Here is a 26,489-nt window from a genome sequence, read left to right on the forward strand (position 1 = left end):
CCTTCTTCCTTCTTCCTTCTTCCTTCTGGAGCGATCGACTGTAAAATTGTATAAATATTAAGATTTTTAACCAAATGTCAGCTCCTACCCAATCCCAGTTATTTTCCGCCAACTCCCGCCCGACAGAGCAAGAGTTTGATGTGATAGTCATCGGTTCCGGCATTGGCGGACTCGTGACTGCAACCCAGCTAGCAGCCAAGAAAGCCAAAGTTTTGGTACTCGAAAGCTACACAATTCCGGGGGGTAGTGCTGGATATTTCGATCGAGAAGGCTACAGATTTGATGTTGGAGCCTCCATGATATTTGGGTTCGGACAGCGCGGCACCACCAACCTCCTCACCCGCGCGCTCAAAGCCGTCAACGTCAGCCTAGAAACAATTCCCGACCCGGTACAGCTTCACTATCACCTACCCTCAGGTCTGGATCTGGAAGTTCCCCAGCCTTATGACAAATACTTGCAAGAATTAATTGACAGGTTTCCTCACGAGCGCGAAGGCATCCAGAAATTTTACGGCGAATGCTGGAGCGTCTTCAACTGCCTCAACGGCATGGAATTGCTATCCCTAGAAGAACCGGGCTATCTAGTTCGAGTCTTTTTTCAGAATCCCTTAGCCTGTTTGGGATTAGTAAAATATCTCCCTCAAAATACTGGCGACATTGCGCGGCGCTACATAAAAGACCCGACTTTGCTAAAATTTATCGACATGGAATGCTACTACTGGTCTGTAGTACCCGCAGACTTAACCCCCATGATTAACGCCGGAATGGTATTTTCCGACAGACATTACGGCGGTATCAATTATCCCAAAGGCGGAGTCGGTCAAATTGCCCAAAAATTAGTAGAAGGACTAGAAAAATGCGGCGGGACAATTCAGTACAAAGCTAAAGCAAAAAAAATCATCACAGAAAACGGTCGCGCTGTTGGAGTCGAACTCGTAACCGGCGAAGTTTACCGAGCAAAGCGGATAGTTTCTAACGCCACGCGCTGGGATACTTTCGAGAAACTGCTACCTGCCGAAGAGATGCCAGCTAGCGAGAAGAAATGGCAGCAGCGCTATCAAAAAGCCCCCAGTTTCTTGAGCTTGCATTTAGGGGTAGAAGCCAGCGTCATCCCTGCTGGTACTGCCTGCCACCACATTTTGTTAGAAGATTGGGACAAAATGGAAGCCCCAGAAGGAACTATTTTAGTATCAATTCCAACGGTACTCGACCCAGATTTAGCTCCGGCAGGATATCATATCGTTCATGCTTTTACTTCTAGCTGGATGGAAGAGTGGGAAGGACTTTCACCGCAGGAATATGAGGACAAGAAAGAAGAGGCAGGCGGCAGAATTATTGACAGACTCGAAAAGATTTTTCCGGGTTTAGATGCTGGTTTGGATTATATGGAAGTTGGGACGGCGCGTTCTCACCGCCGCTTTTTGGGCCGCGAAGATGGAACTTACGGGCCGATTCCCCGCCAGAAGTTAATGGGTTTGTTGGGGATGCCGTTTAATCGAACTTCTATGCCTGGTTTGTATTGTGTGGGCGATAGCACGTTTCCCGGACAGGGTTTAAATGCGGTGGCATTTTCTGGGTTTGCTTGTGCCCATCGAATTGCTGTGGATTTGGGGTTTTAGTGGTAGGGTTCGTCACATTTAAAATAACTCCAATCAGGTTGGTAGTGAGGACTTCAGTCCTCATCCAATAAGATAGGACTGAAGTCCTCACTACCAACCTAAAGACTAAAAACCCGGTTTCTCTACAGAAACCGGGTTTTTCAATTGAAAATTGCCTGTTTGCATTCTGTGAAGTACCCCAACTTGCTTCGCTGAAGTTGGGGCTTCCAACCGGAGCTAACAAGGACGGTCTTATTCGTCTTCGGAGTTTCCCGTCTCAACAGCCGTTGCCTCTACTATGCCGTCATAGCGTTGGTCTTACACAGCCTCCACAGGCAGCAATCCCACTTCCTGAGATTGTTTGATTTCTATTCGTACAACGCATGGAGGACTTACGACAATGGTCAGCCAGCGGATTTGTTCTTTCCCCGTTTCTCATGCTAGTTCCCAGGCTAAAAGCCTTTTGTGGTCAGCCATGCGGGTGGGTCAACGACCAACTCAATTATACTCTGAATTGGCTGTTGCAGCGATAGCGGAAACAGCCGCGTCTTTCATCCCCCACATGAGCCATTCCGCAATTTGCTTCGCTCTTGCTTCATTACCAGAGGTGGGGGAGTTCCCGACTATTTGTTAAATGAGTTTACTGATCGTAGCTGCCACCTACGCCGATTTGAGTATTGTAGATTTTGGCATCAGTAATGGTCATGTTTTCCATTGATGCGCCTGATACGTCAGTGGTATTGATGATGGCGGCTGTCAGATTTGCCCGATCGAGGTCTGCGCCATTTAAACTGGCGTTAGTCAGGAAAACTGCGGTTAAGTTGGCACCCGTCAAGTTAGCGCCGGTCAAGTCAGCGCCTTCGAGGTTAGCATTGGAGAGGTTTGCGCCTTGCAAATTCGCTTCTCTCAAATCTGCACCAATCAAATGAGCCTCCGCCAAATTTGCTCCTGACAAGTCACACCCAAAGCATTGCCCAGTGGAGAGTAGCTGCTTGACCTGAGCGGGATTTGCAGCGCTAGCGGGCCCGGCAAACAGTAGGGGAGCAATTAAAAAAGTTGTGGCTAGTAAATGGCGTTTCATAATCCCTTCCTCCCCAGACTTGATGTTTAAGTTCTTCTGTTTATATCTACAAGCTTACCACGGTCGTTTTCGCAAATTTGCGATCGAATTCACAGACCTGCTGTGATATTCATTATCCTCCGCAACCGGCAGGTGGTCTAGAAAAGCTCGCAAAACTTAATATCGTAAAACTTAACACTGCCGAACTTAATACGGTCTGTTTTTGTAGTAATCTTTTCTAGGTTAGCCAGGACAGCGAACATACGTCTCTTGCCGAAGATGGATATAATTACCGCTGCGATGGACGATCGTCTGAGTTAATTATCTGCCAAAAAGTTCCCTAGAAATACATTATTTATAATAAAACTGTCACGGGACAGAAAATTTACATTTAAAATCAAGATATGGTTATAACTTTATAGGTAGAGCCAGAGCCGTCATCGGCCAGCTTCCCAGCCTAAGTTCGGGGTGCATTTTTAAGAAAAAATTTTAATTACGTGTCAGCAGCGCTGTCAAAATCCACATATTGATTGGAAAGCAGCGCTTTTTAGCAAGGTTGCAGAGTTAACGCGCGATCGCCAAAATGAATTAAATCCTATGATAAAAAATGATTCCTCCAAGCATCTGCCGACTTTAGATCAAGTAATTGACCGCTCCCCCTTGACAGTTGCGCCCGATACCCCATTAGCAGAAGTAATTACCCTGATGGGCCAACGGCGCGGAAGTTGCTCTATAAACGCAGACATTCCACCCACCGATATCTACCCGCAACTCACAGAAATCTCAAATCCCCTCACCTCAAGCGCCCTCAGAGACGCCAGAGGTATCTGCGTCTTTGTCGTCGAACAATCCCTCGAAAAATCCGACTCGCAATCTGCTCAAAATTCTCAATTGCAAGGAATCTTCACTGAGAGGGATCTCGTCGATTTGATTGCATCTGGCAAAAACTTAAAAAATGTTACGATCGCAGAAGTTATGCAGCAGCCGACAGCAACTCTGACGAAAGGTGAAGATAGAGACATTTTTAGCGCCTTAATTCTGTTGGGGCAACAACGAATTCACCATTTGCCAGTATTAGACAGTGACGGTCAACTTTTAGGAGTAATTACGCCAGAAAGCATTCGCCAAGGGATGGTGCAACCGGCAAATATCTTAAAAATGCGCCTGGTGAAAGAAGTAATGACTGCACAAGTTATTCAAGCGCCTGTTACCTCGTCAGTTATCAGTTTAGCCGAGTTGATGGCGCAGCACCGCGTTAGCTGCGTGGTAATTACAGCGCCAACAGAATTATCGATGAATGTGTCGTTCCCAATTCCTGTAGGCATAGTCACGGAACGGGATATTGTCGAATTTCAAGCTTTAGATATAGATTTGTCGCAGACGATCGCCGAAACTGTAATGAGTAGCCCTTTATTTAGTCTCAAGCCAGAAGACTCGCTTTGGGTGGCTCATCAGGAAATGCAGCAGCGTTTAGTCCGCAGGTTAGTAGTCACTGCCGAAGGCGGAGAACTGCTGGGAATAGTTACTCAAAGCACTTTACTGAGCGTACTTGACCCGATGGAAATGTCCGGGGCGATCGATATTTTGCACGCCAGCGTCCAAGAACAGACTAGCGAATTGCAAAAAGCGATCGCATCTCTAAGCTTGACTAACAGCCGACTGGAACAGGAAATCGTTACCCGCCAGCAGGCAGAGGTGCGGCTGCAACTGTTAGAATCTGCCGTAGTTAACGCTAACGACGCGATCGTGATTATGGATGCGGGATACAGCGATATCTCCGATCCCACCATCATCTATGTCAACGAAGCTTTTACCCAAATGACCGGTTATCGGCCCGCAGAAATTATCGGCCAAACACCGAGTTGTCTGCGCGGGCCCGACAGCGATGGCGCTCAAGTTGCCAAAATTCGCCGCGCTTTCTCTCGCCGAGAACCCCTGCGCTTGGAATTGATCAACTACCGCAAAGATGGTTCCACTTATTGGGTGGAACTCAACAGCGTACCAGTTGCTGACGAGTCGGGGAACCTGACTCACTGGGTGTCCGTGCAGCGGGATATTAGCGATCGCAAGCGCATGGAACAAGCTTTTTTTAAGGAAAAAGAACTAGCTCAAGTTACTCTACAATCGATCGGCGATGCAGTAATCGCTACTGACAGCCACGGCTACATTTCTACCCTCAATCCAGTTGCCGAAAAACTCACGGGTTGGTCAACCTCAGAAGCTAAAGGTTTGCCCCTAGCGGGCGTGTTGAGAATAGTTGACGAAACTACTCGGATGCCGATCGAAAATATCGCCCAAATTGCTTTGTACGAAGGTCGGATTGTTGACCAAGGACACAACAGCTTGCTGATTGCGCGCCACAACCGCGAATTTGCGATCGACCATTGCGTCGCCCCCATCCACGCCAGTAACGGCACAATTGTCGGGGCCGTCGTTGTATTTCGAGATGTCACCCAAGTGCGAACTCAAGCGCGACAACTCACCTGGCAGGCAACTCACGACCCGCTGACGCAATTGGTCAACCGTCACGAATTTGAGTACCAGCTAGAACACGCCCTGCACAGTTCTCAAGGTTACGGTCAAGAACACGTGATGCTTTACCTGGATCTCGATCGCTTCAAAATAGTTAACGACACCAGCGGTCACGTTGCAGGCGACGAAATGCTGCGCCAAGTCAGCCAGCTACTTAAAAGCAATATCCGCAAAACAGATATTTTGGCTCGTCTGGGCGGCGATGAGTTTGCTGTACTCCTGTACAATTGTCCGCCAGAACAGGGCTTAGATGTTGCAAAATTGCTACTGCAAAACATTCAGGAATTCCGGTTTGCGTGGCAGGACAAAACTTTTGCGATCGGCGTCAGTATCGGTTTGGTGGCAATTAATCCCAAAACAGTATCGACTTCTGCGGTGTTGAGCGCGGCCGATCTAGCCTGCTATGCTGCTAAAAATAAAGGCCGCAATCGGGTGCAGGTTTATCAAGCGGGCGATCGAGAATTAATCAAACAGCACGGCGAAACCCAGTGGGTAGTCGAAATCAATCAAGCTTTAGAAGAGAATCGCTTTCGCTTGTACTCTCAGCCGATCGTACATTTGCGAGAGCTCCCCACCACCGGCACCCACTGCGAAATCCTCCTCCGCCTCCAGCTTGAGAACGGTCAGTTAGTCTCACCAATGGCATTTATCCCGGCTGCCGAACGCTACAACTTGATGCACGCGATCGATCGCTGGGTAATTCGCACTTTATTTAGCAATTTATCTAAAATTTTCACGGCAAATCTCTTAGTCCAAAACCCCGGCGCAGACAGCGATAAAATAGCTACCTTGCCTGCTTGCTGCTCCTTGTCTAATTCACAAGCTTCATTTACAAAACATCCCAGCCTTTATGCAATCAACCTTTCTGGGGACAGCCTTAACGAAGAAAAATTCATCGACTTTATTCAAGAGCAGTTTTCTATCTATCAAATACCGCCGGAAATAATTTGTTTTGAAATTACCGAAACCGTGGCGATCGCAAATCTCAGCAAAGCAGCCTGCTTAATCTGGAAACTCAAGGAACTCGGCTGCCAGTTTGCCTTGGACGACTTCGGTAGCGGGATGTCTTCCTTTGCTTACCTAAAAAATTTGCCTGTTGACTATATCAAAATAGATGGGAATTTTATTAAAAATCTTGCCGAGAATCCTATTGATATTGTCATGGTGGAAGCTATTACCAAAATTGCCCACGCCATGGGAATTAAAACTATTGCCGAGTATGTGGAAAGTCAAGCAGTTATGGATAAACTCAAGGAACTTGGGGTAGATTACGGTCAAGGTTATTATTTGGGAAAGCCTCAAGCTTGTAATTTTGGCTCTCCTATTGTAGAGGAAGTTTTGGGGGAATTTTCGGTTGATTCTTTGGGTTTTGAGACCAAGTTAGCTTCTTGAATAGTTGACAGTGGTCAGTAGTTATTGGTTATTGGTTATTGGTTATTGGTTGAAAGTTCCCCATTATCAATTCCCTATTGCCAATTCTCATTTACAACTGTCAACTGTCAACTGTCAACTGTCAACTGATATCAGCTTCAATGTACTGACTGTCTAAGAGAAAAGCACCTTTTTCAAAGCGAATGCCCCAATAATTGCCGGGACGCCGATCGATCACAACACCCTGGGCCCCGATCGCAATTACATTCGCAGGCCGCAGCATCGGCATCGGTTCGGCAGTTTTCACGAAAGGTGGCATCGCCACAACTCGGACTTTTTGACCGATGGTAAATTCTTTATCCATAGTTTTTATGTTTTTATTGGCGATCGGCATAACCTAAGCTTAACTGGGAGTGCGATCGATATCTATGAAATTTCAGACAGTATCTTTCATGCGTTTGGCCAGCAAACAATCCTCAAAGCTAAAGGATTCTTCGTCTAAAAAGCTGGAGATTGCCATTTCGATTGCCGCTTCGAGAGGACATTCAAGTTCAGCGGACTTGGACAAGAGGGCAGCTTTTATATAGTCAGGCAAATAATCGACTAACTGATGAATAGCTTCGGTCGAAAGGTGTTGCGTGGCGATAGTTTGAGTCATGATTCTCTGGGGATTTTAACGTTGTACGGAGGGTTGCTGGCTTGGAGGATGAGGGTTTCTAATTCATATGATAGCCCCGGTCTTTGCCATTGGTTGAGAGTGACGAAGGCAATCCTCACGTCGTCTGGATTGTAACGATCGAGCCAGCCCCACAGAAAGGCTTTATGTCCGTTGCGAAGTCTGTCTCGCAAGTTTTTGGCTTTGCCAATGTAAAGCAGTCCTTCGGAGGAATGCCGAAATGCGTATAAACCTACTTTGGTAGGAATAGTATCAAAGTCGCGGCTGAGGGGTTGGCATTGCTCAAAAGGGGTGAATGCAAGGGTGTCGAGAATTTGGCGGGCTTCTTGTTGGATAGAATTGGGCATGATGAGGGGCGATCGTATTTGCCAGATTTTATATTGAACGATCGCCCATTAATTACCGACATTAACTTAAAGTTCACCTTTCCGGTGGCACGGGACACTAAATCGATTTTGACACCGATCGCGCTACAATTGTCAATCGGGATAAAAACAGCCGATCGGTATGTTATAGAAGAGGTAGGGAATAATTGCTATGGCTACAAGTCGTCGCATTGAGCGCGTAGCTTCAATGATTAAACGGGAAGTCAGCCTGATGTTGCTCAACGGCATTAAGGACGATCGTGTAGGTGCGGGTATGGTTAGCGTTACCGACGTAATTGTTTCCGGAGATCTTCAGCATACAAAGATTTTTGTCAGCATCTACGGTACTGATGAGGCGAAGGCCGAGACTATGGAAGGTTTGAAATCTGCCACTAGCTACGTCCGCAACCAGCTAGGCCACCGGATACAACTGCGCCGGACTCCGGAAGTGGTATTTCTTGAAGATCGTTCTTTGGAACGGGGTGATAAAATGCTGATCTTGCTGAACCAGCTTTCTGCCGATCGCAAACCAGGTATGTTTGACAACGAAGAATTGACGGATGATGGCGAAAAATTGACCAATGATGATGATGATGATGATGATGATGATGATGATGATGATTTAGAAGAAGACGAGGATTAATCTCAAATCCGGTGGCATTGGAATTATGTAATGCGAGTGTCCAAATCTATGATTCCAATGCCCAATTCCCAATGCCCGATTCCCGATTCCCAATTCCCAATTCCCAATTCCCAATTTCCCATGATTGACAATCTTTCCTTACCCGAACTTGTAGCCCAGATGTTCGTGGTGCGCGCTTCAGGCTACTTGTTTGACCACCAAATTCGCTATCGGGCCTGGGAACCAACGGCCGACAAACTCCGCTATTATCTGGAAAATTTGGGCGTGGGTGGGGTGATTTTGGTCGGGGGAAGTGCTGCGGAATTGGCCGTTCGATCGCACCAATTGCAGTCTTGGGCAAAATTTCCGCTGCTGCTGGCTGCCGATATTGAGGAAGGTGTCGGCCAGCGGTTCGCCGGGGCGACTTGGTTCGGGCCGCCGATGGCTATTGCTGAAATTGCGCGGCACGATGCGGGTAAAGCAGATCGCTATGCGGAACAAATGGGCGCTGTGACTGCGATCGAAGCTAGGGCGATCGGTCTCAATTGGATTCTCGCACCGGTGGTCGATGTTAACAACAATCCCGACAATCCTGTGATTAATGTCCGCGCTTTTGGCGAGACACCGGAAATTGTCACCAAATTGGCAAGTGCTTTTATTCGCGGCGCAGGCGAACACCCGATTTTGACTACGGCTAAGCATTTTCCCGGCCACGGAGATACGGCGGTTGATTCTCACTTGGAATTGCCGGTTTTGTCGCATTCGCCCGATCGATTGGCCCAGATTGAGTTGCCTCCTTTTGTAGGGGCGATCGCCGCCGGGGTGGATGCTGTGATGAGCGCTCACTTGCTGATTCCGGCTTGGGATGAAGAGTTTCCGGCTACTCTTTCTCGCAAAATTTTGATCGGGAAGCTGCGCCAAGAGTTGGGATTTGATGGTTTGATTGTGACTGATGCTTTGGTGATGGGCGCGATCGCCAATAAGTACGGCGCTAATGAAGCTGCTGTTTTGGCGGCTGAGGCTGGTGCTGATGTTTTGCTGATGCCGCTTGACCCGGAAGGGGCGATTCTGGCTGTCTGCGAAGCTGTCACTCAAGGGCGACTCGACATATCACAAATCAAAGAATCTGTCAAGCGAATTTGGAAAGCGAAAATTAAAGTGGGTTTGTCGATCGACCAAACAGCCACAAATCCCAAATTCGACCCGCCTCAACCGCCTCTGAGCAAGGGGGGTAGTTCTAGCGACTTAATTTTGCTGGCAACAGCAGAGGCAAGGGCGACGGCTGCCGATATTTTGCGAGATTCTTTAAAATTTGGTGGCGCTTTGCCTTTAGTGGCTAAAAAAACCTCGGAAAAGCAAATTTTGCGGAATTTGATTGTTGTAGATGATGTTTTGGGTTGCGAGTTTTTGGGAAAACACACCCCGGCGATCGCGATTCCCGAACAGTTTGGTTACGAATTGCAACTAATTGACGATCGGACAGGCGATTTGAGTCATAATTCAAGCGCAGAGCATTTTTCTCCGACACTGCTGCAAATTTTCATTCGGGGCAATTGCTTCCGAGGTAGTGCAGGGTTAACCCAAGCGGCTCAAGATTGGTTTAAAAATTTATTAAAGACGGGAGAACTGCAAGCTGTGGTAGTTTACGGAAGCCCCTACGTTTTAGAACAATTTTTGCCACACTTGCCTCCGACTATTCCTTATATATTTTGTTTCGGACAAATGCCCGCAGCGCAATCTCTCACTGTAGAGTTGCTATTCGGCATTAACAAAACGGGCAATGCTTGATCTGCCAGACTGCCAAGTCTTTCCTTGGCTTCACCAGCACTTAAATCGATCCACCCGGTTTCTGTCAGAAATTTTGCTTTTGCGGCGCAGCATCCAGAAACCGGGAATCTGTCGCAACTTTCTAAGTCCTGAATAAAGCTTTGCCGTAGATTCGCCTCTTAGCCTGCAACATCTGCCACCCCTCAAAATCCCCAGGCAGATCCCATTGCTCCCTCATCATCTCTATAAGTTTTTCAAATTAATCGGCAAACAGTATCTCAGTATACAGAAAAAAATTTAACTTCCATAATCCTAAGTTTGGATTATATTATTAACAGGGCCATAATTTTTTAGTAGTAAAACCTTGAGGGCGCATTATGATTCAGTCAACTATCAGAATCCAATACTCTTTAGATGTTATCCAAGACGAAGCACGCCACCTCGTCCATGAAGGCGTACTCAGCAGGCAACAGCCTATTTACACACTGTGTCAGTTCATTCCGCCCCGAGAATGGGCTTGCGTAGAAGGAGAATTGGAAAAATGCGATTTCTTGTTGCGCGATCGCATCGCCGACTTAATCGGTACTGAAAACTGGGATAACGACTAAAGTTTAGTTCTCTTCAATAAGTTGTTTCCAACTAAACTCCGGCTGTGTTAAAGATGCTTACTTCTTTAATCATGGGAATTTTCGGCGCGCAAATTTTCCAATTCGGCCCTCAGCGCTGCCATCTGTGCAGTTAATTCTTGAATCTCTAGTTTTACATCAGGCTGTACAACCAACTCGGGAGGAGTGTCAGTTGCTGTATCCGATTGCTGTGTCGATCCGGATTCCTCGCTGCGTGCATTCTCCCGATCGCCTGGTTGAGAGAAAATAGTATCGACAAAATTACGGGCTTCTCGATCGGTCATTTCTCCTTTTTCCAACAACTCCGAAGCTAGTGGACTTAAATCCGACTGACGAAGTTTGTCCAGATTTTCTTCTCGCTTCTGAGGATCTTGCAATGTCTCAAGTAAAAAGGAAGTTGCACCTAAAGTTAGGTGAAATCCAGTTTGCAGCATTTGAGGCAGGTTATCGGGATTCATCTAAGAAATGCCGCTAGAAAGTTTTTCGGAGTTTTTGGTTCGCCAGTTAATCCCTATGCGGCGGGATTGCCGCTTTTCGAGCGCAGATGCGAAGTTGTTGGTCGCGATGCCCGTTCACAAAAGTACGCCTTTAGGGGGATGATTTTTTTTCGCAATACAATCATTCTATCATTACTGCGTAAATTCCGAAACGTCAAGTGTAAAGTTTTGTGAAGAAGACTGACACCTAGCCTGTGGATGGAACAGTCGAGCGATTTGAGATTTGAGATTTGAGATTTGAGATTTGAGATTTGAGATGGAACAGGAGTTAGGGAGTGCGATCGCCCAAAGCCGGGGCTAGAAACCGGGTTTCTGAGAAAAATTTGCAACGAGAAACGAGAAATATTCGTAGAAACCGGGTTTCTGAGGTTGCAAGTGCATAAATCAAATCTATTTTGATCTTTGAGATTTAATGCGGTTAGGGATACAGCGCCTCGCCGGTGGATGGGTCAAAAATAAATAGTCGATCGAAGTCAAGCTGTACCGTCAGCCGATCGCCCGGACGCAAGCGAACACCCGCCGGTACTTGTAACTGTACAGTAGTTTCAGCACCCAACGCAGGTAAACTCGCCCGGATTAAAATTTCTCGCCCCAGAGGTTCCACTACTTTTACCTCTACATCGAGAGGGACTTTTTCTAAAGCCCAAATATCCCTATTGAAATCATCCTCTTCTGCTGTTTGTGGCGTAAAGATTTCTATACTTTCTGGACGAATTCCCAAATCAAATGCTTGTCCTTCTTTCGCCTGCAATCTTTTATGAATCGAGGGCGGACAGGCTAAAGATTGACTTCCTACCTGAAAAGATTCGTTAGCATAAATTGCAGGTAAAATGTTCATAGCAGGATTGCCTAAAAATGTGGCAACCATCCGGTTAGCCGGTTTAGCGTAAATGCTTTGCGGGTCTCCGATTTGCTGAATTTTGCCTCCATTTAAAACTACAATTTTATCAGCTAAAGTCATCGCTTCCACTTGGTCGTGGGTGACATAAACTGTGGTAATTCCCAGCCTTTGATGGAGTTGTTTGAGTTCGGCCCTAGTGTCGTCTCGCAGTTGGGCGTCGAGGTTAGAAAGCGGTTCGTCTAAAAGGAATACTTTGGGCTCGCGGGCGATCGCCCTTCCGAGTGCTACCCGCTGCTGCTGTCCGCCTGATAGCTGTTTCGGCTTGCGGTTGAGGAGGTGATCGATCGAAAGCGATCGGGCTACAATTTCGACTCTTTCTTTAATTTGTGCAGCATCAACATTCCGCATCCGCAATCCAAAAGCCAGATTTTCGGCGACTGTCATGTGCGGGTAAAGCGCGTAATTTTGAAACACCATTGCGACATCGCGCTGTCTCGCCGGAATGTTATTAACTAAATTATCTCCAATATAAAGATTGCCAGAAGTTGCAGTTTCCAAACCTGCAATTGTCCGCATAATTGTAGACTTTCCGCAGCCGGAGGGCCCGACTAATACCCAAAATTCTCCATCCGGGATTTTGAAACTGATGTTTTCAATCGCGGTGACATTTTGGTAGCGTCTGGTAATATTTTCTAAGCGAACATTTGCCATTGTTATTTGTTAGTAGTTATTAGTTATTTGTTAGAATTGTAGGGTGCGTCAGACGAAGTTATACAATGATTATCTAGGGTTTCAGATCTGACGCACCTTACCATATGTGCCAGTTGGCCTTAGTCCTATAGCTTTTACCTTTTGTCTTCGGAAAGCTTGTTTAATTCTAAAACTGTGCGGTCTAATTCTTCAACGATCGGCGTTAATTCAGCTTGGCGGAATGCTACTACCAAAGCATTATAATACCAAAGAGTACCATCTTTTTTGCCTTTGAAGCGCTCCCAAACTAAGTCTCCTAATTCACGGTAATCTTTCAGGATCGATCGCACATTATAAAGTTTATCAGCCGCCGAGACCAATCTGACGGAGTGGGAAGCTTGAGGAATGCGATCGATATAAGCTTGTTTGCGATCGCGCCAAGGGGGTTTGGGCGTCGCGTCGCTGTCGGTACAGCCGTCTACAATTGCTGTCACAGTATCGCCAAAGCGGCTGCGGATGGCTTCGCGGGTAGGCGGGCCACCTCGATCTTCGATCGCATCATGAAGCAAAGCTGCGATCGCCTCATCTTCCGAAGCCCCGTATTCCAAAGCTATACTAGCAGTACCCAACAAATGAGCGATATAGGGAACGCCAGAACCTTTGCGGATTTGAGTTGCGTGCAATTCTGCGGCATAGGTGAGGGCTTCAGAAAAACGGTTTGATAGTATCATAGAAGTTACCTTATTTAATCCAGTCATCAAAGGCTAATCTCCTGTAAACTTAAAATATTCAAAGAGAGGTTGCGATCGTGACAGCTACTACAACTATACCTAAAAATGCCGACCAAAAATTAGATACAGAACCGCCGTCAAAATCAGTAAATACAGCAGAAAATCAGCCAAAATCAGACTCCCATAAAGTCATACCTCTAGAAAAGTTTTTAGTCAGACCTCGTGATAAAATGGAGTGGGTTGACGGCAACTTAGTAGAGAAAACAGGAATGACATTCAAACACGGTCTCGCTCAAGTTAATCTAGCTACTGACTGGAGAAATTATAAAAATTCCAGCGGACAGGGAGGAGAAGTTATTACCGAAATACTTTGCTACACTGGCAAAAATGGTCTCCGTCCCGATGTCGCTTACATCACTCCTGAACTTTTGCCACCATCAGGAAATTTTACATCATTTTCCCAAAGCTTCCCACTCATTGCAGAAATTGCATCTCCTGAAGATAGTGCCGAAGAGTTATTTGCAAAAGGTCAAGAATATTTGGCATCGGGATGTTTAGAAGTTTGGTTGCTGTTTCCTGAAGCGAGATTGATATTTGTAAATGCAGGGGAACGCTGGCTGTTGTTTAATCCAGATGAAGTTGTTAACACTCAAAGGGTACTTGTAGGTTTTAGCGTAGCTGTCAGTGAATTGTTGGCTTGACGAATTTGTTAAAATAATTTATTAAAGTCAAAACTATTGCTAGAGTAGCACCGTAAATTGTTAGAAGCAAAAAGCTTGCCAATAATGCCATCTTATGAAATAATCTATAACGTTGATTTTCCCAACTATAACGACATTCAAAAATAAAAATATAATGGATAGATTTCGAGTAGAAGTTATTTCTCAAACACCAAATCCCCAGCAAGTAATTTATGCTGCCCTCCATCAAGACTATACGGAGAATTTCGTATTTGACGAGCGCGAGTCCTGGCCTTCAGAAGAAGAATGTGGCGAAATTATCGTCAAAAGGCTCCTCGCGGGCGATCGGGGGCATTACGGCCCCCTAGAACATCCCCAAATCATCTTTAATTGCGGCTACTTTCCCCACAGCGTCATGCAGCAAGCGAGGACACATCGTGTTGGAGTTTCATTCGATGTACAATCCTTGCGTTATACAGGAAATCAATTTTTGGATGCAGCAACCGGCAAAAAAGATATAGAAGATATTTTTTACCTGCGTCCAGTAGATTATTATACCGATCGCGAAGGCAAGAAATACTACTATTCCCCGGAACAAAGACAACAAGACTTAGAATGGTGTCTGGAAGCAGCTAAACGTTATAAAATTGACTTCGACGGCGGTATGTCGGAGGAACACGCCAGAGGTAAATTACCCTTTGATTACCGCCAGCATTTTGTAGTCAGTTTCAATTTAAGGTCTTTTCTACATTTTTGCGACTTGAGAAACAAAAAAAACGCTCAACTGGAAATTCAAAAACTCTGCGAAATGATGTGGCCTCATTTTGAAAATTGGGCACCCGGCATTGCCAAGTGGTACACAACAACTCGTCTCGGAAAAGCCAGACTAGCGCCGTAATAATTGTGATATTATTCATCTCTCTCTTCTCTTCCTCTGTGTCCTCTGCGCTCTCTGTGGTTAAATCATTCTTCCTTCTTCCTTCCACTTACCAAACAAGATGAAATTAAAAATTCGGCAACTCCATGAATCAGCAATAATCCCCAAATATGCCCACGATACTGATGCTGGACTGGACTTATTTTCTATAGATGAATTAGAAATAAATCCGGGAGAAAGCCAGTTAATTCATACAGGCATATCCATAGAATTACCCCAAAAAACAGAAGCCCAAGTTCGTCCCAGAAGTGGTTTAGCTCTCAAGCACCAAATTACTGTACTTAACGCACCAGGAACCATAGATGAAGGCTATCGAGGCGAAATCGGAGTAATATTAATCAATCACGGTCAAACTTCGTTTCAAGTCACAAAAGGGATGAAAATTGCTCAAATGGTAATCGCGCCAGTAATTCGCGTCGAAATTGAAGCAGTAAAAATGTTAAGTACCAGCTCTAGGGGAGATAATGGATTTGGTTCAACTGGCATCTCGCAATAAATTTCTTGTCCCAATACAGTTCTAATTTTACATTTTAAATGGACAATACACCAGATAAGTACGAACCCCCTCAAAGACCGAATTGGGACGAATATTTTTTAATGTTGGCAAAATTGGCCGCAACTCGATCGACTTGTCTGGCATTTCCCGTAGGTGCGGTAATCGTCAAAAACAGGCAAATTTTAGCCACGGGTTACAACGGTTCCCCATCGGGTTCGGCACATTGCACGGCACAAGGCTTCTGCTATCCGGGTTTGAGCAGTTGCGACGCTAGCAAAACTTTGCCGTCGCGGGCTGTTCACGCTGAAGCAAATGCGATCGCCAAAGCTGCAAAACACGGTATATCTACGGCTGGGGCTAGTATTTACGTCACCTTAGAACCCTGCATCTATTGTTTGAAATTAGTCATTGCGGCTGGGATTCGAGAAGTGTTTTACGAAACCAGTTTTAACAGCGGAGAAAAAGCTGCTTTGAGAGATACTTTTATCAGTGAAGGTATTGTTGAGTTAAAACAAATTCAGCTATCTGAAGATACAGCAAAAAAGGCAGCTTTGTTTTTGTTGAATCCCACATCTGTGCCAAGAAATACTGTAACAGGAATTGTAGACTGAGGCAAACAATAAAACCCAATATCAATTCCGGTAAAACCGGAATGATAGAAACGGAGGACACGGGAGTGCCGTGTCCCTACCCCGATTAATTGTAGGGAAACGACTGTCTTGTCCCTGATTGTGGGTAATATATAGCCCATAAAGACTCAATCAAACTCGTTCACAGCTTGTAAATAGTCGATCGCCGCATCTATCCTCGAACTATACTTAAAAGCAAACTGATCGAACCAATATCTCTCATCGGAATTTTTATCTAAATTTTTCAGCCAAACTTGAGCTTGCCTGACTTTTTGCCTGTGCGTTTGTACGTCTAACTCTGACTGCACAATTTTTTCAGGGGGTTTCGGTGTTAGTGCAGTCACTTCCTGAGGTTTATTTTCTGCTTCGTGCAGAGGCTGAAGCGGTTCCTGTGCAGTCACTTTCGGTGCTAGTGCAGTCACTTCCTGAGATTTATTTTCTGATTCGTGCAGAGGCTGAAGCGCTTCCTGTGCAGCTACTTCCCCAGCTTTATTTTGTGCTGCGTATTCAGCCTTAATTTCAGCTAAATCCTTGTCAGAAGTACCAGAATATTTGATATCTGCTGTTTTAAATGTTTGATTTGACGGTGCTGCTGCTGGTTGGGAAAGCGGTTGTGCTTCCACTGGCGGCTGACTTGGCACGTCGCGATTTTTTTGAGATGCTTGATATTCTGCCCTAAGTTCAGCTAACAAGCGATCGATCGATTCCATGACTTAAAACCCCCTTTAAAAAATCCTGCCCAGGAACCAGGCACAAATATAATCTCGCAAACAACGAGCGGCCTCCTCAATCAGTTATTGCATTCAGCAATACTTCCGTCAGGGTCATTCCTTCGATATCATCCATCGTCACTGTATCAACGATATCGAATTTAGCCCCAGCGCTTTGCAGTTCGTCATCCAATATCTTGAGAAACTTAGTCGCTTCCGGGGCATTCCCTACTTGAATGAAGGAAATCGCCAGCTCTTCATCTCGATCGAGCTTCCGCGATGCCTCTATAATCGTTTTCATCACTTCTTTGCGATCGTCCGGTTCGCCGTCCGTCACCACTAATATGGTTTCGCCATTTGGCTTGGTCTTACCGGATGCTTTGCGCTGAAAATAATTGTTGAGAGAATCTAGCAGCACCGCAGCCAAATTTGTAGTCCCGGAAGGTTCGTTTTCTTGGAAGATTTGCACTACTTTAGCTGATGTTACATTCTCGTAGCGTTTGAAGCGACCAGAAAAAACGTAAACTGTGATGCCGTCTGGGTCAAGTTCTTCGCATTTATTCGCCAGTGCGACAGTCGATTCTTGCATCAGCGCCCACCGACTTTTTCCCCCCATCTGGTCTTTGGTGTACATACTGCCGCTTTTGTCAATGATGATTGTGTAATCGCGGTTCTGAAGCATACTATTTTTCCTGTTAATTAAGAAGTTTTTCCCAAAAAGAGCAAAACCAGCGAGCCGAAGCGGTTGAGCTTGATGTTGCTCGCTGCGTTTTTTAGTTGATTTGCGATCGCAAATACCCGAATTTAAGCAGCAACTAAAGCGTTTTTAAGCGGCTTCCAGCTAAAAGCTCGATCGCCCCCCATCTCTACTGCTATTTTAACTCGCGGTTCTAACGTCGGCAAAACAGTCAAATACTCAACTTCCTGACTCGACAAAACTTGCCCTTCAATAATCCAAAGCACCAGTCCTTTTGATTTCGGCGGCAAATTATCTAATTGAGTTTGCAACATCGGAGGTACGTAGTAGGTGTAACCCACAGCCCCTTCATTGCCAGTAGTTTTCTTGCCCAAATGTGGCGGCCGCACCCCGTGAACTCCGGTCAAATACATCGCCAAATCGCCCAAACCCCGCGCCGTAATTGTGTACGCACCGTAGCCGGCAGCCCGCAGCCGTCGCAGGTAACGGCCCTCAAATCCTCCCTCTAAAGGAACGTACAGGGCTAGCGACCCCGACTTTTCCAAATCCCGAATCATATCCGCACCAGTTGTAATCAGTCCCATAAATTTGTCTAGCCTGCTGTTTTAAATTTGGTCGATCGCCCGTTGCGAGCTTAAAGTATTATAAATGCTAAAGCTGAGGCGACAAAGTTATCAAATAGGCCTTGACAAATAGCAAACACTTCATGTACTATTGTGAACTGGCGCTGTCAAAGGATACTGAGTAGCTTGCTATCCAAGTCCTAGCCCAAATAAGCAAGACCGAAATCAAAGTCGGAGATCGAACAGGTAAAAAACCTAGAATCTCAACCCTTGCAAGACTTCCACAAGCTCGCTCCCAAATTTAAAACTCAAATTTTAAACACCGAGGAAGGCTGTTGGTTGATAACAGTTAATTGCAGGAACACTGAAATAGATGTTTCTGCACAAGAGCAAGCGGATTGACGTAAACTTCGCAATCCGAAACCTCTTGCGTAAATAAAAGGAAAAAAATCCGTGTCTGTAGGCATTCTTGGCACTAAACTAGGCATGACTCAAGTGTTTGACGCCGAAGGGAGAGCAATCCCCGTCACCGTCATACAAGCAGGGCCTTGTACAGTAACTCAAATCAAAACTAAACAAACTGATGGCTACACTGCCATTCAGATTGGATACGAAGAAGTAAAACCAAAGGCTCTCAACAAGCCAGAATTGGGACACCTTGCCAAGTCGGGGGCGAATCCATTGCGCCACTTGCACGAATACCGCTTGGAAGATACCAGTTCCTTTGAATTAGGCCAACAAGTAAAAGCAGACGCTTTTACACCGGGGCAAATCGTAGATGTCATCGGTACCAGCATCGGTAAAGGTTTTGCAGGCTTTCAAAAGCGCCACAACTTCAAACGCGGCCCCATGTCTCACGGTTCTAAGAATCACCGCGAACCTGGATCGATCGGACCTGGAACCACTCCCGGACGCGTCTATCCCGGCAAAAGAATGGCAGGACGCATGGGCAACGTTCAAGTTACCGTCCGCAAACTGACAATTGTCCGGGTGGATGCAGAGCAGAATTTGTTGCTGATCAAGGGAGCAGTTCCCGGAAAAGCTGGCGCCTTAGTCAATGTTGTTCCTGAGAAAAAAGTTGGGTGGTAGTTATTGGTTATTGGTTATTTGTTATTGGTTATTTGTTATTAGCAACAACTAACAACTGACAATCGACAAATAACAACCAACAACTGACAATCAACAAATAATAACAGACAACTAACAACAGACAAAGGACAAAAGATATGGTTAACTGTGTAGTGCGAAATTGGCAAGGCGAAGAAGTTGGAGAAACAACTTTAGAGCTTCGCGTAGCCAAAGAAGAAAATGCGTCTCACATCGTTCACAGAGCCTTGAGACGGCAAATGGTCAACGCCCGTCAAGGGAATGCTTGCACCAAAACTCGATCGGAAGTTAGAGGCGGCGGTCGCAAACCCTGGCGTCAAAAAGGCACAGGTCGAGCCAGAGCAGGTTCGATCCGTTCTCCGCTGTGGCGGGGCGGCGGTGTCATCTTCGGGCCGAAACCCAGAGACTTTGAAGTCAAGATGAACAAAAAAGAACGCCGTCTCGCTTTGCGGACAGCATTCTTCAGCCGTACCGAAGACATCATTGTGGTGGAAGAATTTGCAGAGCAATTTCCGAGACCGAAAAGCAAAGAATTGCTAAGTGCGATCGCCCGTTGGGGTATCGACGCCCATAAAAAAGTTCTGTTAATCTTGCCAGAACCGCAACTCAACGTTTACCTGTCAGGACGCAACATCGAATTAGTCAACGTCATCTTGGCAACTTCTCTGAATGTTTACGACGTTCTCGCGGCTGACAAAATAATCGTCACCTCTACAGCCATAGCAAAAATTCAGGAGATTTACGGTGAGTAAAATCGACCCCCGCGACTACGCAGATTTGATCCAGCGTCCGATTCTCACCGAGAAAGCTACCCGAATGATGGAATTAAATCAATTCACATTTGACGTAGCACCAAAAGCGACCAAGCCTCAAATCAAAGCTGCAATCGAAGAACTATTTAAGGTCAAAGTCATTGGCGTCAACACCCAAAACCCGCCGCGCAAAAAGCGCCGAGTAGGTAAATTCGTCGGCTTTAAACCTTGCTACAAGCGAGCAACAGTAACTCTGCTAGACGGAGACTCCATCCGCAAACTCCTATTCCCAGAAGTTTAGCCAATTTTGGATTTTAGATTTTAGATTTTAGATTCCAGTTAACTGATGCAAACTTCCCATCCAGGAAACTCGCAAGTTAACTTAATCCCAAATCTAAAATCCAAAACTGTCAAGTCCAAAATCCCAAGTCTAAAATCTAAAATCTAAAAGCGATTATGGGCATCCGTTCTTACCGACCTTATACCTCCAGCACCCGGGAACATACCGTCTCGGACTTCGCTGAGATTACCAAATCAGAGCCTGAAAAGTCTCTAACCGGCAACAAGCACACCAAACAAGGCCGCAACAACCGAGGCGTCATTACCTGCCGCCACCGGGGAGGCGGTCACAAACGGCTTTATAGAACGATCGACTTCCGCCGCGACAAACACAGCATTCCTGCTACCGTCAAGGCGATCGAATATGACCCCAACCGCAACGCCCGGATCGCCCTTTTGTTCTACAAAGACGGCGAAAAACGGTACATCCTGCACCCGCTCAACTTAAACGTCGGTACAGTAATTGTCTCAGGCCCAGACGCGCCGATCGAAATTGGCAACGCCCTACCCCTGAAGAACATTCCCCTCGGTACCAGCGTCCACAACGTCGAGCTAGTACCAGGAAAAGGCGGACAAATCGTCCGTTCCGCAGGCTCCAGCGCTCAGCTAATGGCAAAAGAAGGTAGCTACGTCACCCTCAAACTGCCATCCGGCGAACAACGGAAAGTCCGCGCCGACTGCTACGCTACGATCGGTCAAGTTGGCAACACAGACGCCAGAAACATCAGCCTCGGTAAAGCAGGCCGTACCCGCTGGAAAGGTCGCAGACCAACCGTTCGCGGTAGCGTCATGAACCCGGTAGATCACCCGCACGGTGGTGGCGAAGGCAGAGCGCCCATCGGGCGTCCGGGGCCTATGACTCCTTGGGGAAAACCAGCATTGGGTGCCAAAACTCGACGCAAAAACAAGCGCAGCGACGCTTTAATCGTCCGGCGCCGCCGCAAATCTTCCAAGCGTGGCAAGGGCGGCAGACAAAGTTAATGGAAGAAAGAAGAAGGAAGAAGGAAGAAGGAAGAAGGAAGGAAGAATGGAAAAAAATGTTTTACCTTTTCTAATTCCCAATTCCCAATTCCCAATTCCCAATTCCCAATTCCCAATTCCCAATTCCCAATTCCCAAAATTATGTCTCGATCGTTAAAAAAAGGCCCATTTGTCGCAGACCACCTGATGACAAAGATTGAAAAACTCAACGCCGCAGGCCAAAAACAAGTAATTAAAACTTGGTCGCGCTCTTCCACAATCCTGCCTCAAATGGTAGGTCACACGATCGCAGTTCACAACGGCAGACAGCACGTTCCCGTCTACCTGACAGACCAAATGGTAGGTCACAAACTCGGAGAATTCTCCCCCACTCGCACCTTTAGAGGTCACGCGAAAAGTGGTGATAAAAAGGCGAAAAGATAGCCAAATTAGGTGACAGGTAATAGGTAATCGAAATTTTTTCATTCAATTACCAATTACCTTTTCCCCAATTGCCAATTACCTACTTACCCAAATCGAAATGGTTATAGATACCACATCCGAAATTAAGGCGATCGCCCGTTATATCCGGACATCGCCCTTCAAAGTGCGCCGAGTCCTCGACCAAATTCGCGGCAAAAGCTACCAAGAAGCGCTGATTTTACTCGAATTCATGCCCTACCGCGCCTGCGAACCAATCGTTAAAGTTTTGCGATCGGCAGTAGCCAACGCCGAACACAACGCAGGATTGGACAAAACCAAACTCGTAGTCTCTCAAGCTTACGCAGACCAAGGCCCAGTCCTCAAACGTTTTAGACCCCGCGCTCAAGGTCGCGCCTACCAAATTCGCAAGCCAACTTGCCACATTACGGTAATAGTTGCTCCGCTCTTAGAAGACTAAAAAACAATTGACAGTTGACAGTTGACAGTTGACAGCGAGGTTTTTGAGAGCGGGATTTAAACCCAGCCGCTCAAACAATCCACCGACTTCGAGCAGGGGCTTTACATCCTTGATATTTGGTAAAAGGTACAGACAGCTTAAAGTTCAAAAAACAGGTAACTATCAATTACCAATTACCAATTACCAATTACCAATTAACTCATCAAATATTATGGGCCAAAAAATACATCCAATTGGTTTTCGTCTCGGCATTACCCAAGAGCACCGCTCTCGCTGGTTTGCTGACCCGAAAAACTATCCAGAACTCTTGCAAGAAGACTTTAAAATTCGCAAGTACGTCCGCAAAACCCTCAGTAATGCTGGTATTTCCTCGGTCAGAATTGAGCGCAAAGCCGATCAAATCGACCTAGAAGTCTTCACCGCCAGACCGGGCGTTGTCGTAGGCCGCGGCGGAGCAGGTATCGAAACTTTGCGCGTCGGTTTGCAGCAGCAACTCGGCAACAACCGCCAAATTCGCATCAACGTCGTTGAAGTTCAGCGCGTAGACGCCGATGCCACACTGATCGCAGAATATATCGCCCAGCAACTAGAACGGCGCGTATCCTTCCGCCGAGTAGTTCGCCAAGCAATCACCCGCGCTCAAAAAGTCGGCATTCAAGGCATCAAAATTCAAGTCAGCGGACGCCTCAACGGCGCAGAAATCGCCCGTACCGAATGGACGCGCGAAGGCAGAGTCCCCTTGCACACCCTGCGGGCCGACATCGACTATTCCTACTGCACCGCTCAAACCATCTACGGTATTCTCGGGATTAAAGTTTGGGTTTTCAAAGGCGAAATTATTCCTGGACAGGAACAAGAAGCCGCACCAAATGCAGCCGTGCCCCGCACCAAACAAAAGCGCCGCCGTCAGAACTTTGAAGATCGATCGAACGAAGGCTAGTCAGTTGACAGTTGACAGTTGACAGTTGACAGTTGGAAGTTGATATTTAGCAGTTGATATTTGGCAGCAGTAACCAGTTACCGATTACCAATTACCGATTACCAATTACCAATTACCAATTACCGATTACCAATTCCCAATTCCCAATTCCCAATTCCCTCAGTCATGTTAAGCCCTAAAAGAACCAAATTCCGCAAACAACAGCGCGGGCGAATGAGCGGTATTTCCACCCGCGGCAGCTCAGTTAGCTTTGGCGACTTTGCCCTCCAAGCCGTCGAACCAGCCTGGATCACTTCCCGCCAAATAGAAGCCGGACGGCGTGCCATGACCCGCTATATCCGCCGGGGCGGCAAAATCTGGATTCGCATTTTCCCCGACAAACCAGTCACCCAGCGCGCAGCAGAAACCCGGATGGGTTCTGGTAAAGGCGCACCGGAGTTTTGGGTAGCGGTCGTCAAACCCGGTCGGATCATGTTTGAAATTGGTGGTGTCAGCGAAGAAATTGCCCGCGAAGCAATGCGTTTGGCATCTTTCAAATTACCGATTAAAACCAAGTTCATCACCCGCGAAGAAAGCCCGTCATAGTGGCGATCGAAGGTAGAATTGAGTCTGCATTCGTCAGAAATTTAAAATCTGGCACGTACAAATTTTTTTCCCTTCGGTCTTCAGCATCAGAAAGAATTCTGTCTTCACTAGACCGCTACTAGACCGCTAACGATAAAGCACACAATTATGTCTTTGACCAAGATTAAAGAAGCTAGAGAATTAAGCGATGCAGCAGTAGCAGAGCAAATTTTAGCCGTCAAGCGCCAACTAATGGACTTGCGACTTCAGCAAGCTACCGGCCGCATGGAAAAGCCTCACCTGTTCAAGCACGCCAAACACCGGCTGGCTCAATTAATGACAGTTGAACGCGAACGCCAAATCGCTGCTGAGGCAGCTCTCAAGTCTGCTCCCACCGCAGTCAGCGAGTAGCGAGCAGCAGCCGAGCCGAGGTTCGCACAGCAGTTCAAAAAAACTCAATTGCACAACAACAATAGGTAGGTATGGCAGTTAAAGAACGAGTTGGCGTAGTAGTCAGCGACAAAATGGATAAAACCGTCGTGGTAGCGATCGAAAACCGCTCCTCCCACACCAAATACGGCAAAATCGTAGTCCGCACCAAGCGATACAAAGCTCACGACGAAGAAAATAAGTGCAAATCGGGCGATCGCGTCCGCATCACTGAAACTCGCCCTCTGAGCAAAACCAAACGCTGGACGGTTGCTGAGATTTTCGGTGCAACAAAGGGTTAACAGTTAATTTCTAATTGCTCGAAAGTGCGATAATCGGCTTTCTCGATCGATCGACCCTGTGATTAACCATCAATTAGCAGCAATTAGCACTTAGCAGTTAGCAAGCATCAAATTACCTTTTCCCCAATCACCATGATTCAACCCCAGACATACCTCAATGTCGCCGACAATAGCGGAGCCCGCAAGCTCATGTGCATCCGCGTATTGGGAGGTGGCAACCGTCGCTACGGCGGAGTCGGCGATGTCATCATTGCCGTCGTCAAAGACGCCATCCCCAATATGGCGGTCAAAAAATCCGATGTCGTCAGAGCAGTTATTGTCAGAACCCGCAAAGCATTGCGTCGCGACAGCGGCATGAGCATTCGTTTTGACGACAACGCCGCCGTGATCATCAATCCCGAAGGCAACCCCAAAGGCACTCGCGTTTTCGGCCCAGTAGCCCGCGAACTCCGCGACAAAAACTTTACTAAAATCGTTTCCTTAGCCCCAGAGGTACTTTAAAATGTACGGAAAAAAGGGTAAACCAACTAGCGAACCGCAGCGCTACAGAATGCACGTCAAAGCAGGCGACACCGTGCAAATAATTACTGGCAAAGAGAAAGGAAAAGTCGGAGAAATCTTAAAGACATATCCTAAAGTCAGCAAAGTAATTGTTAAAGGCGTAAATATCCGAACCAAGCACGTCAAACCCCAACAAGAAGGGGAATCGGGAAAAATCGTCACCTTTGAGGCTCCCATTCACAGCTCAAATGTGATGCACTATTCCGAAAAAGAGAAAGTCGCCAGCCGCGTCTGCTATACATTTAGTGAAGACGGCCGCAAACTGCGACAACTCAAAAAAACCGGAGAAATCCTCGATAATTAGTTATTGGTTATTGGTTATTGGTTATTGGTTATTGGTTATTGGCAACAAATAACACCTAACAAATAACAACTAACAACTGACAACTGACAAAGAACAATTCCCTGACCAAGCCCAGGGACAGTTAACGAAACACAAAAACTATGCCGGACAAACTCAAAGTTCTTTATCAAGGTAAAATCGTTCCCACACTGATGGATCAGTTTAAATATACTAATATCCATCAGGTTCCCAAACTTATCAAAGTTACCGTTAACCGCGGTTTGGGAGAAGCTTCTCAAAATGCTAAGGCACTGGATTCGTCGCTGAATGAAATTGCCATCATCACCGGACAAAAACCAGTGGTGACGCGGGCTAAAAAAGCGATCGCAGGCTTCAAAATCCGCAAAGGAGTACCAGTCGGCGTGATGGTGACGTTGCGCGGCGATCGGATGTACGATTTTCTCGATCGGCTCATCAACCTCGCACTCCCCCGCATCCGCGACTTCCGCGGCATCAGTCCCAAAAGCTTTGACGGGCGCGGCAACTACAGCTTGGGTCTGAGAGAACAGCTAATCTTTCCAGAAATAGAATATGACCGCATCGATCAAATTCGAGGCATGGACATTTCAATTATCACCACAGCAAACACCGACGAAGAAGGACGCGCCTTGCTCAAAGAAATGGGAATGCCCTTCCGGGACAACTAAGCAGTAGAGTAAGGATCTTTCACATGGCAGCTAACGATACCATAGCAGATATGTTGACGCGCATTCGCAATTCTTGCATGGCGCGCCACCAAACAACACAAATTCCAGCTACAAAAATGACCCGTAGCATCGCCCAAGTTCTCAAAAACGAAGGCTTTATCAGCGAATTTGAAGAAGCAGAACCAGAAGGCGTAAAGCGAACTATAGTGCTTTCTCTAAAGTACAAAGGTAAAACTCGCAAGCCCATTATCACGGCACTTAAGCGAGTCAGCAAACCAGGACTGCGCGTTTACTCGAACCGCAAAGAACTGCCCAGAGTATTAGGCGGAATTGGCATTGCCATTATCTCCACCTCCAGCGGCATTATGACCGATCGAGAAGCTCGACGCCAAGGTTTAGGCGGTGAAGTGCTTTGTTATGTTTGGTAGTCATTAGTCATTAGTCATTAGTCAGTCGATTTTAGATTTTAGATTAACTTGCAGCATTCAATCTGCAAGCTTAAACAAAAGTCTAAGATTTGGGGATTATCCACTCATGAGTGTCGGCGAATTGTACT

The 26,489-nt window shown here is 46.5% G+C and carries 34 protein-coding genes; 24 read left to right on the plus strand and 10 right to left on the minus strand.

Annotated features, from left to right (window positions below):
- Positions 1–74 precede the first annotated feature (74 nt).
- Entirely contained in the window at positions 75–1,619 is a 1,545-nt protein-coding gene (gene crtH / locus QZ938_RS10200) for a carotenoid isomerase (RefSeq protein ID WP_293351212.1), read from the plus strand.
- 619 nt (positions 1,620–2,238) lie between these two features.
- Here the strand turns inward: crtH and QZ938_RS10205 are convergent.
- Positions 2,239–2,679, minus strand: a complete 441-nt coding sequence (locus tag QZ938_RS10205; protein ID WP_293351214.1) for a pentapeptide repeat-containing protein — start codon at positions 2,677–2,679, stop codon at positions 2,239–2,241.
- 576 nt (positions 2,680–3,255) lie between these two features.
- Here QZ938_RS10205 and QZ938_RS10210 point away from each other — a divergent pair.
- On the plus strand, positions 3,256–6,582 hold the full coding sequence (locus tag QZ938_RS10210; RefSeq protein WP_293351216.1) for an EAL domain-containing protein: 3,327 nt from the start codon (positions 3,256–3,258) through the stop codon (positions 6,580–6,582).
- Positions 6,583–6,703: 121 nt separating this feature from the next.
- On the opposite strand, the gene sipA is transcribed toward QZ938_RS10210, so the two are convergent.
- The 3 genes from sipA to QZ938_RS10225 all read right to left on the minus strand — a co-directional run bounded on the left by sipA (position 6,704) and on the right by QZ938_RS10225 (position 7,584).
- Complete coding sequence (gene sipA, locus QZ938_RS10215) at positions 6,704–6,925, minus strand: regulatory protein SipA (RefSeq protein ID WP_293150690.1); 222 nt, start codon at positions 6,923–6,925, stop codon at positions 6,704–6,706.
- A 72-nt stretch (positions 6,926–6,997) separates the two neighbouring features.
- Entirely contained in the window at positions 6,998–7,219 is a 222-nt protein-coding gene (locus QZ938_RS10220; protein WP_293150693.1) for a hypothetical protein, read from the minus strand.
- Positions 7,216–7,584 carry a GIY-YIG nuclease family protein gene (locus tag QZ938_RS10225; protein ID WP_293351218.1) on the minus strand — a complete coding sequence of 123 codons (369 nt, stop codon included), beginning with the start codon at positions 7,582–7,584 and terminating at the stop codon, positions 7,216–7,218. The genes QZ938_RS10220 and QZ938_RS10225 overlap by 4 nt, the downstream gene beginning before the upstream one ends.
- Before the next feature lie 190 nt (positions 7,585–7,774).
- On the opposite strand from QZ938_RS10225, the gene rbfA reads away from it, so the two are divergent.
- The 3 genes from rbfA to QZ938_RS10240 all read left to right on the plus strand — a co-directional run bounded on the left by rbfA (position 7,775) and on the right by QZ938_RS10240 (position 10,599).
- Positions 7,775–8,245, plus strand: a complete 471-nt coding sequence (gene rbfA / locus QZ938_RS10230) for a 30S ribosome-binding factor RbfA (protein ID WP_293351220.1) — start codon at positions 7,775–7,777, stop codon at positions 8,243–8,245.
- Between the two features lie 120 nt (positions 8,246–8,365).
- Positions 8,366–10,012 carry a glycoside hydrolase family 3 N-terminal domain-containing protein gene (locus tag QZ938_RS10235; protein ID WP_293351265.1) on the plus strand — a complete coding sequence of 549 codons (1,647 nt, stop codon included), beginning with the start codon at positions 8,366–8,368 and terminating at the stop codon, positions 10,010–10,012.
- 356 nt (positions 10,013–10,368) lie between these two features.
- A complete protein-coding gene (locus QZ938_RS10240) occupies positions 10,369–10,599 on the plus strand; it encodes a DUF4327 family protein (protein WP_293150704.1) in 231 nt (76 codons plus the stop codon).
- A 65-nt stretch (positions 10,600–10,664) separates the two neighbouring features.
- Here the strand turns inward: QZ938_RS10240 and QZ938_RS10245 are convergent, their stop codons facing one another.
- From QZ938_RS10245 to QZ938_RS10255, 3 genes are all read right to left on the minus strand, one after another.
- Positions 10,665–11,075 carry a hypothetical protein gene (locus tag QZ938_RS10245; protein WP_293336059.1) on the minus strand — a complete coding sequence of 137 codons (411 nt, stop codon included), beginning with the start codon at positions 11,073–11,075 and terminating at the stop codon, positions 10,665–10,667.
- A 457-nt stretch (positions 11,076–11,532) separates the two neighbouring features.
- Complete coding sequence (locus tag QZ938_RS10250; RefSeq protein ID WP_293351222.1) at positions 11,533–12,666, minus strand: ABC transporter ATP-binding protein; 1,134 nt, start codon at positions 12,664–12,666, stop codon at positions 11,533–11,535.
- 134 nt (positions 12,667–12,800) lie between these two features.
- On the minus strand, positions 12,801–13,376 hold the full coding sequence (locus QZ938_RS10255) for an HD domain-containing protein (RefSeq protein WP_293336063.1): 576 nt from the start codon (positions 13,374–13,376) through the stop codon (positions 12,801–12,803).
- A 77-nt stretch (positions 13,377–13,453) separates the two neighbouring features.
- Here QZ938_RS10255 and QZ938_RS10260 point away from each other — a divergent pair, with 77 nt between their 5' ends.
- The 4 genes from QZ938_RS10260 (at position 13,454) to QZ938_RS10275 (ending at position 16,100) form a co-directional block, all read left to right on the plus strand.
- Entirely contained in the window at positions 13,454–14,077 is a 624-nt protein-coding gene (locus QZ938_RS10260) for a Uma2 family endonuclease (RefSeq protein ID WP_293351224.1), read from the plus strand.
- 154 nt (positions 14,078–14,231) lie between these two features.
- Complete coding sequence (gene thyX, locus QZ938_RS10265; protein ID WP_293351226.1) at positions 14,232–14,954, plus strand: FAD-dependent thymidylate synthase; 723 nt, start codon at positions 14,232–14,234, stop codon at positions 14,952–14,954.
- A gap of 100 nt (positions 14,955–15,054) precedes the next feature.
- On the plus strand, positions 15,055–15,489 hold the full coding sequence (gene dut, locus QZ938_RS10270) for a dUTP diphosphatase (protein ID WP_293351228.1): 435 nt from the start codon (positions 15,055–15,057) through the stop codon (positions 15,487–15,489).
- Positions 15,490–15,527: 38 nt separating this feature from the next.
- Positions 15,528–16,100, plus strand: a complete 573-nt coding sequence (locus QZ938_RS10275; RefSeq protein ID WP_293351230.1) for a dCMP deaminase family protein — start codon at positions 15,528–15,530, stop codon at positions 16,098–16,100.
- Positions 16,101–16,246: 146 nt separating this feature from the next.
- On the opposite strand, the gene QZ938_RS10280 is transcribed toward QZ938_RS10275, so the two are convergent.
- The 3 genes from QZ938_RS10280 to QZ938_RS10290 form a co-directional block, all read right to left on the minus strand.
- Positions 16,247–16,828 carry a hypothetical protein gene (locus tag QZ938_RS10280; protein WP_293351232.1) on the minus strand — a complete coding sequence of 194 codons (582 nt, stop codon included), beginning with the start codon at positions 16,826–16,828 and terminating at the stop codon, positions 16,247–16,249.
- A gap of 76 nt (positions 16,829–16,904) precedes the next feature.
- Entirely contained in the window at positions 16,905–17,510 is a 606-nt protein-coding gene (locus QZ938_RS10285) for a VWA domain-containing protein (RefSeq protein ID WP_293133918.1), read from the minus strand.
- Positions 17,511–17,632: 122 nt separating this feature from the next.
- A complete protein-coding gene (locus QZ938_RS10290) occupies positions 17,633–18,109 on the minus strand; it encodes an NAD(P)H-quinone oxidoreductase subunit N (protein ID WP_293133916.1) in 477 nt (158 codons plus the stop codon).
- A gap of 432 nt (positions 18,110–18,541) precedes the next feature.
- Between QZ938_RS10290 and rplC the strand changes: the two genes are divergently transcribed.
- The 15 genes from rplC (at position 18,542) to rpsH (ending at position 26,361) form a co-directional block, all read left to right on the plus strand.
- The gene (gene rplC, locus QZ938_RS10295) at positions 18,542–19,177 is read left to right on the plus strand and encodes a 50S ribosomal protein L3 (RefSeq protein ID WP_293133914.1); all 636 of its coding nucleotides are present in this window, start codon (positions 18,542–18,544) and stop codon (positions 19,175–19,177) included.
- A 137-nt stretch (positions 19,178–19,314) separates the two neighbouring features.
- A complete protein-coding gene (gene rplD / locus QZ938_RS10300; protein ID WP_293133912.1) occupies positions 19,315–19,947 on the plus strand; it encodes a 50S ribosomal protein L4 in 633 nt (210 codons plus the stop codon).
- Complete coding sequence (locus QZ938_RS10305) at positions 19,940–20,248, plus strand: 50S ribosomal protein L23 (RefSeq protein ID WP_293133910.1); 309 nt, start codon at positions 19,940–19,942, stop codon at positions 20,246–20,248. Before rplD ends, QZ938_RS10305 begins: the two co-directional genes overlap by 8 nt.
- Before the next feature lie 155 nt (positions 20,249–20,403).
- A complete protein-coding gene (gene rplB / locus QZ938_RS10310; protein ID WP_293133907.1) occupies positions 20,404–21,267 on the plus strand; it encodes a 50S ribosomal protein L2 in 864 nt (287 codons plus the stop codon).
- Positions 21,242–21,424, plus strand: coding sequence for a hypothetical protein (locus QZ938_RS10315; protein ID WP_293365482.1), 183 nt, complete (start codon positions 21,242–21,244; stop codon positions 21,422–21,424). The genes rplB and QZ938_RS10315 overlap by 26 nt, the downstream gene beginning before the upstream one ends.
- Positions 21,409–21,690 carry a 30S ribosomal protein S19 gene (rpsS, locus tag QZ938_RS10320; protein ID WP_041623488.1) on the plus strand — a complete coding sequence of 94 codons (282 nt, stop codon included), beginning with the start codon at positions 21,409–21,411 and terminating at the stop codon, positions 21,688–21,690. Before QZ938_RS10315 ends, rpsS begins: the two co-directional genes overlap by 16 nt.
- A gap of 97 nt (positions 21,691–21,787) precedes the next feature.
- A complete protein-coding gene (rplV, locus tag QZ938_RS10325; protein WP_193973606.1) occupies positions 21,788–22,147 on the plus strand; it encodes a 50S ribosomal protein L22 in 360 nt (119 codons plus the stop codon).
- A 211-nt stretch (positions 22,148–22,358) separates the two neighbouring features.
- Positions 22,359–23,087 (plus strand): 30S ribosomal protein S3, encoded by a 729-nt coding sequence (gene rpsC, locus QZ938_RS10330; RefSeq protein ID WP_293133893.1) that lies wholly within the window; start codon positions 22,359–22,361, stop codon positions 23,085–23,087.
- 165 nt (positions 23,088–23,252) lie between these two features.
- Positions 23,253–23,672 (plus strand): 50S ribosomal protein L16, encoded by a 420-nt coding sequence (rplP, locus tag QZ938_RS10335; protein WP_293351267.1) that lies wholly within the window; start codon positions 23,253–23,255, stop codon positions 23,670–23,672.
- A 147-nt stretch (positions 23,673–23,819) separates the two neighbouring features.
- A complete protein-coding gene (rpmC, locus tag QZ938_RS10340) occupies positions 23,820–24,062 on the plus strand; it encodes a 50S ribosomal protein L29 (protein WP_293133890.1) in 243 nt (80 codons plus the stop codon).
- A gap of 71 nt (positions 24,063–24,133) precedes the next feature.
- The gene (rpsQ, locus tag QZ938_RS10345; RefSeq protein WP_293133887.1) at positions 24,134–24,382 is read left to right on the plus strand and encodes a 30S ribosomal protein S17; all 249 of its coding nucleotides are present in this window, start codon (positions 24,134–24,136) and stop codon (positions 24,380–24,382) included.
- Between the two features lie 132 nt (positions 24,383–24,514).
- Positions 24,515–24,883: a 50S ribosomal protein L14 gene (gene rplN, locus QZ938_RS10350; RefSeq protein ID WP_193973611.1), complete on the plus strand. Its 369-nt coding sequence runs from the start codon at positions 24,515–24,517 to the stop codon at positions 24,881–24,883.
- Between the two features lies 1 nt (position 24,884).
- The gene (rplX, locus tag QZ938_RS10355; RefSeq protein ID WP_293150722.1) at positions 24,885–25,247 is read left to right on the plus strand and encodes a 50S ribosomal protein L24; all 363 of its coding nucleotides are present in this window, start codon (positions 24,885–24,887) and stop codon (positions 25,245–25,247) included.
- A gap of 140 nt (positions 25,248–25,387) precedes the next feature.
- Entirely contained in the window at positions 25,388–25,933 is a 546-nt protein-coding gene (rplE, locus tag QZ938_RS10360; protein ID WP_293150725.1) for a 50S ribosomal protein L5, read from the plus strand.
- A 23-nt stretch (positions 25,934–25,956) separates the two neighbouring features.
- Positions 25,957–26,361 carry a 30S ribosomal protein S8 gene (gene rpsH, locus QZ938_RS10365; protein WP_194010353.1) on the plus strand — a complete coding sequence of 135 codons (405 nt, stop codon included), beginning with the start codon at positions 25,957–25,959 and terminating at the stop codon, positions 26,359–26,361.
- The last annotated feature ends 128 nt before the right edge of the window (positions 26,362–26,489 follow it).

It is taken from the genome of Microcoleus sp. CAWBG27, from assembly GCF_020883145.1.
GTDB lineage: Bacteria > Cyanobacteriota > Cyanobacteriia > Cyanobacteriales > Microcoleaceae > Microcoleus.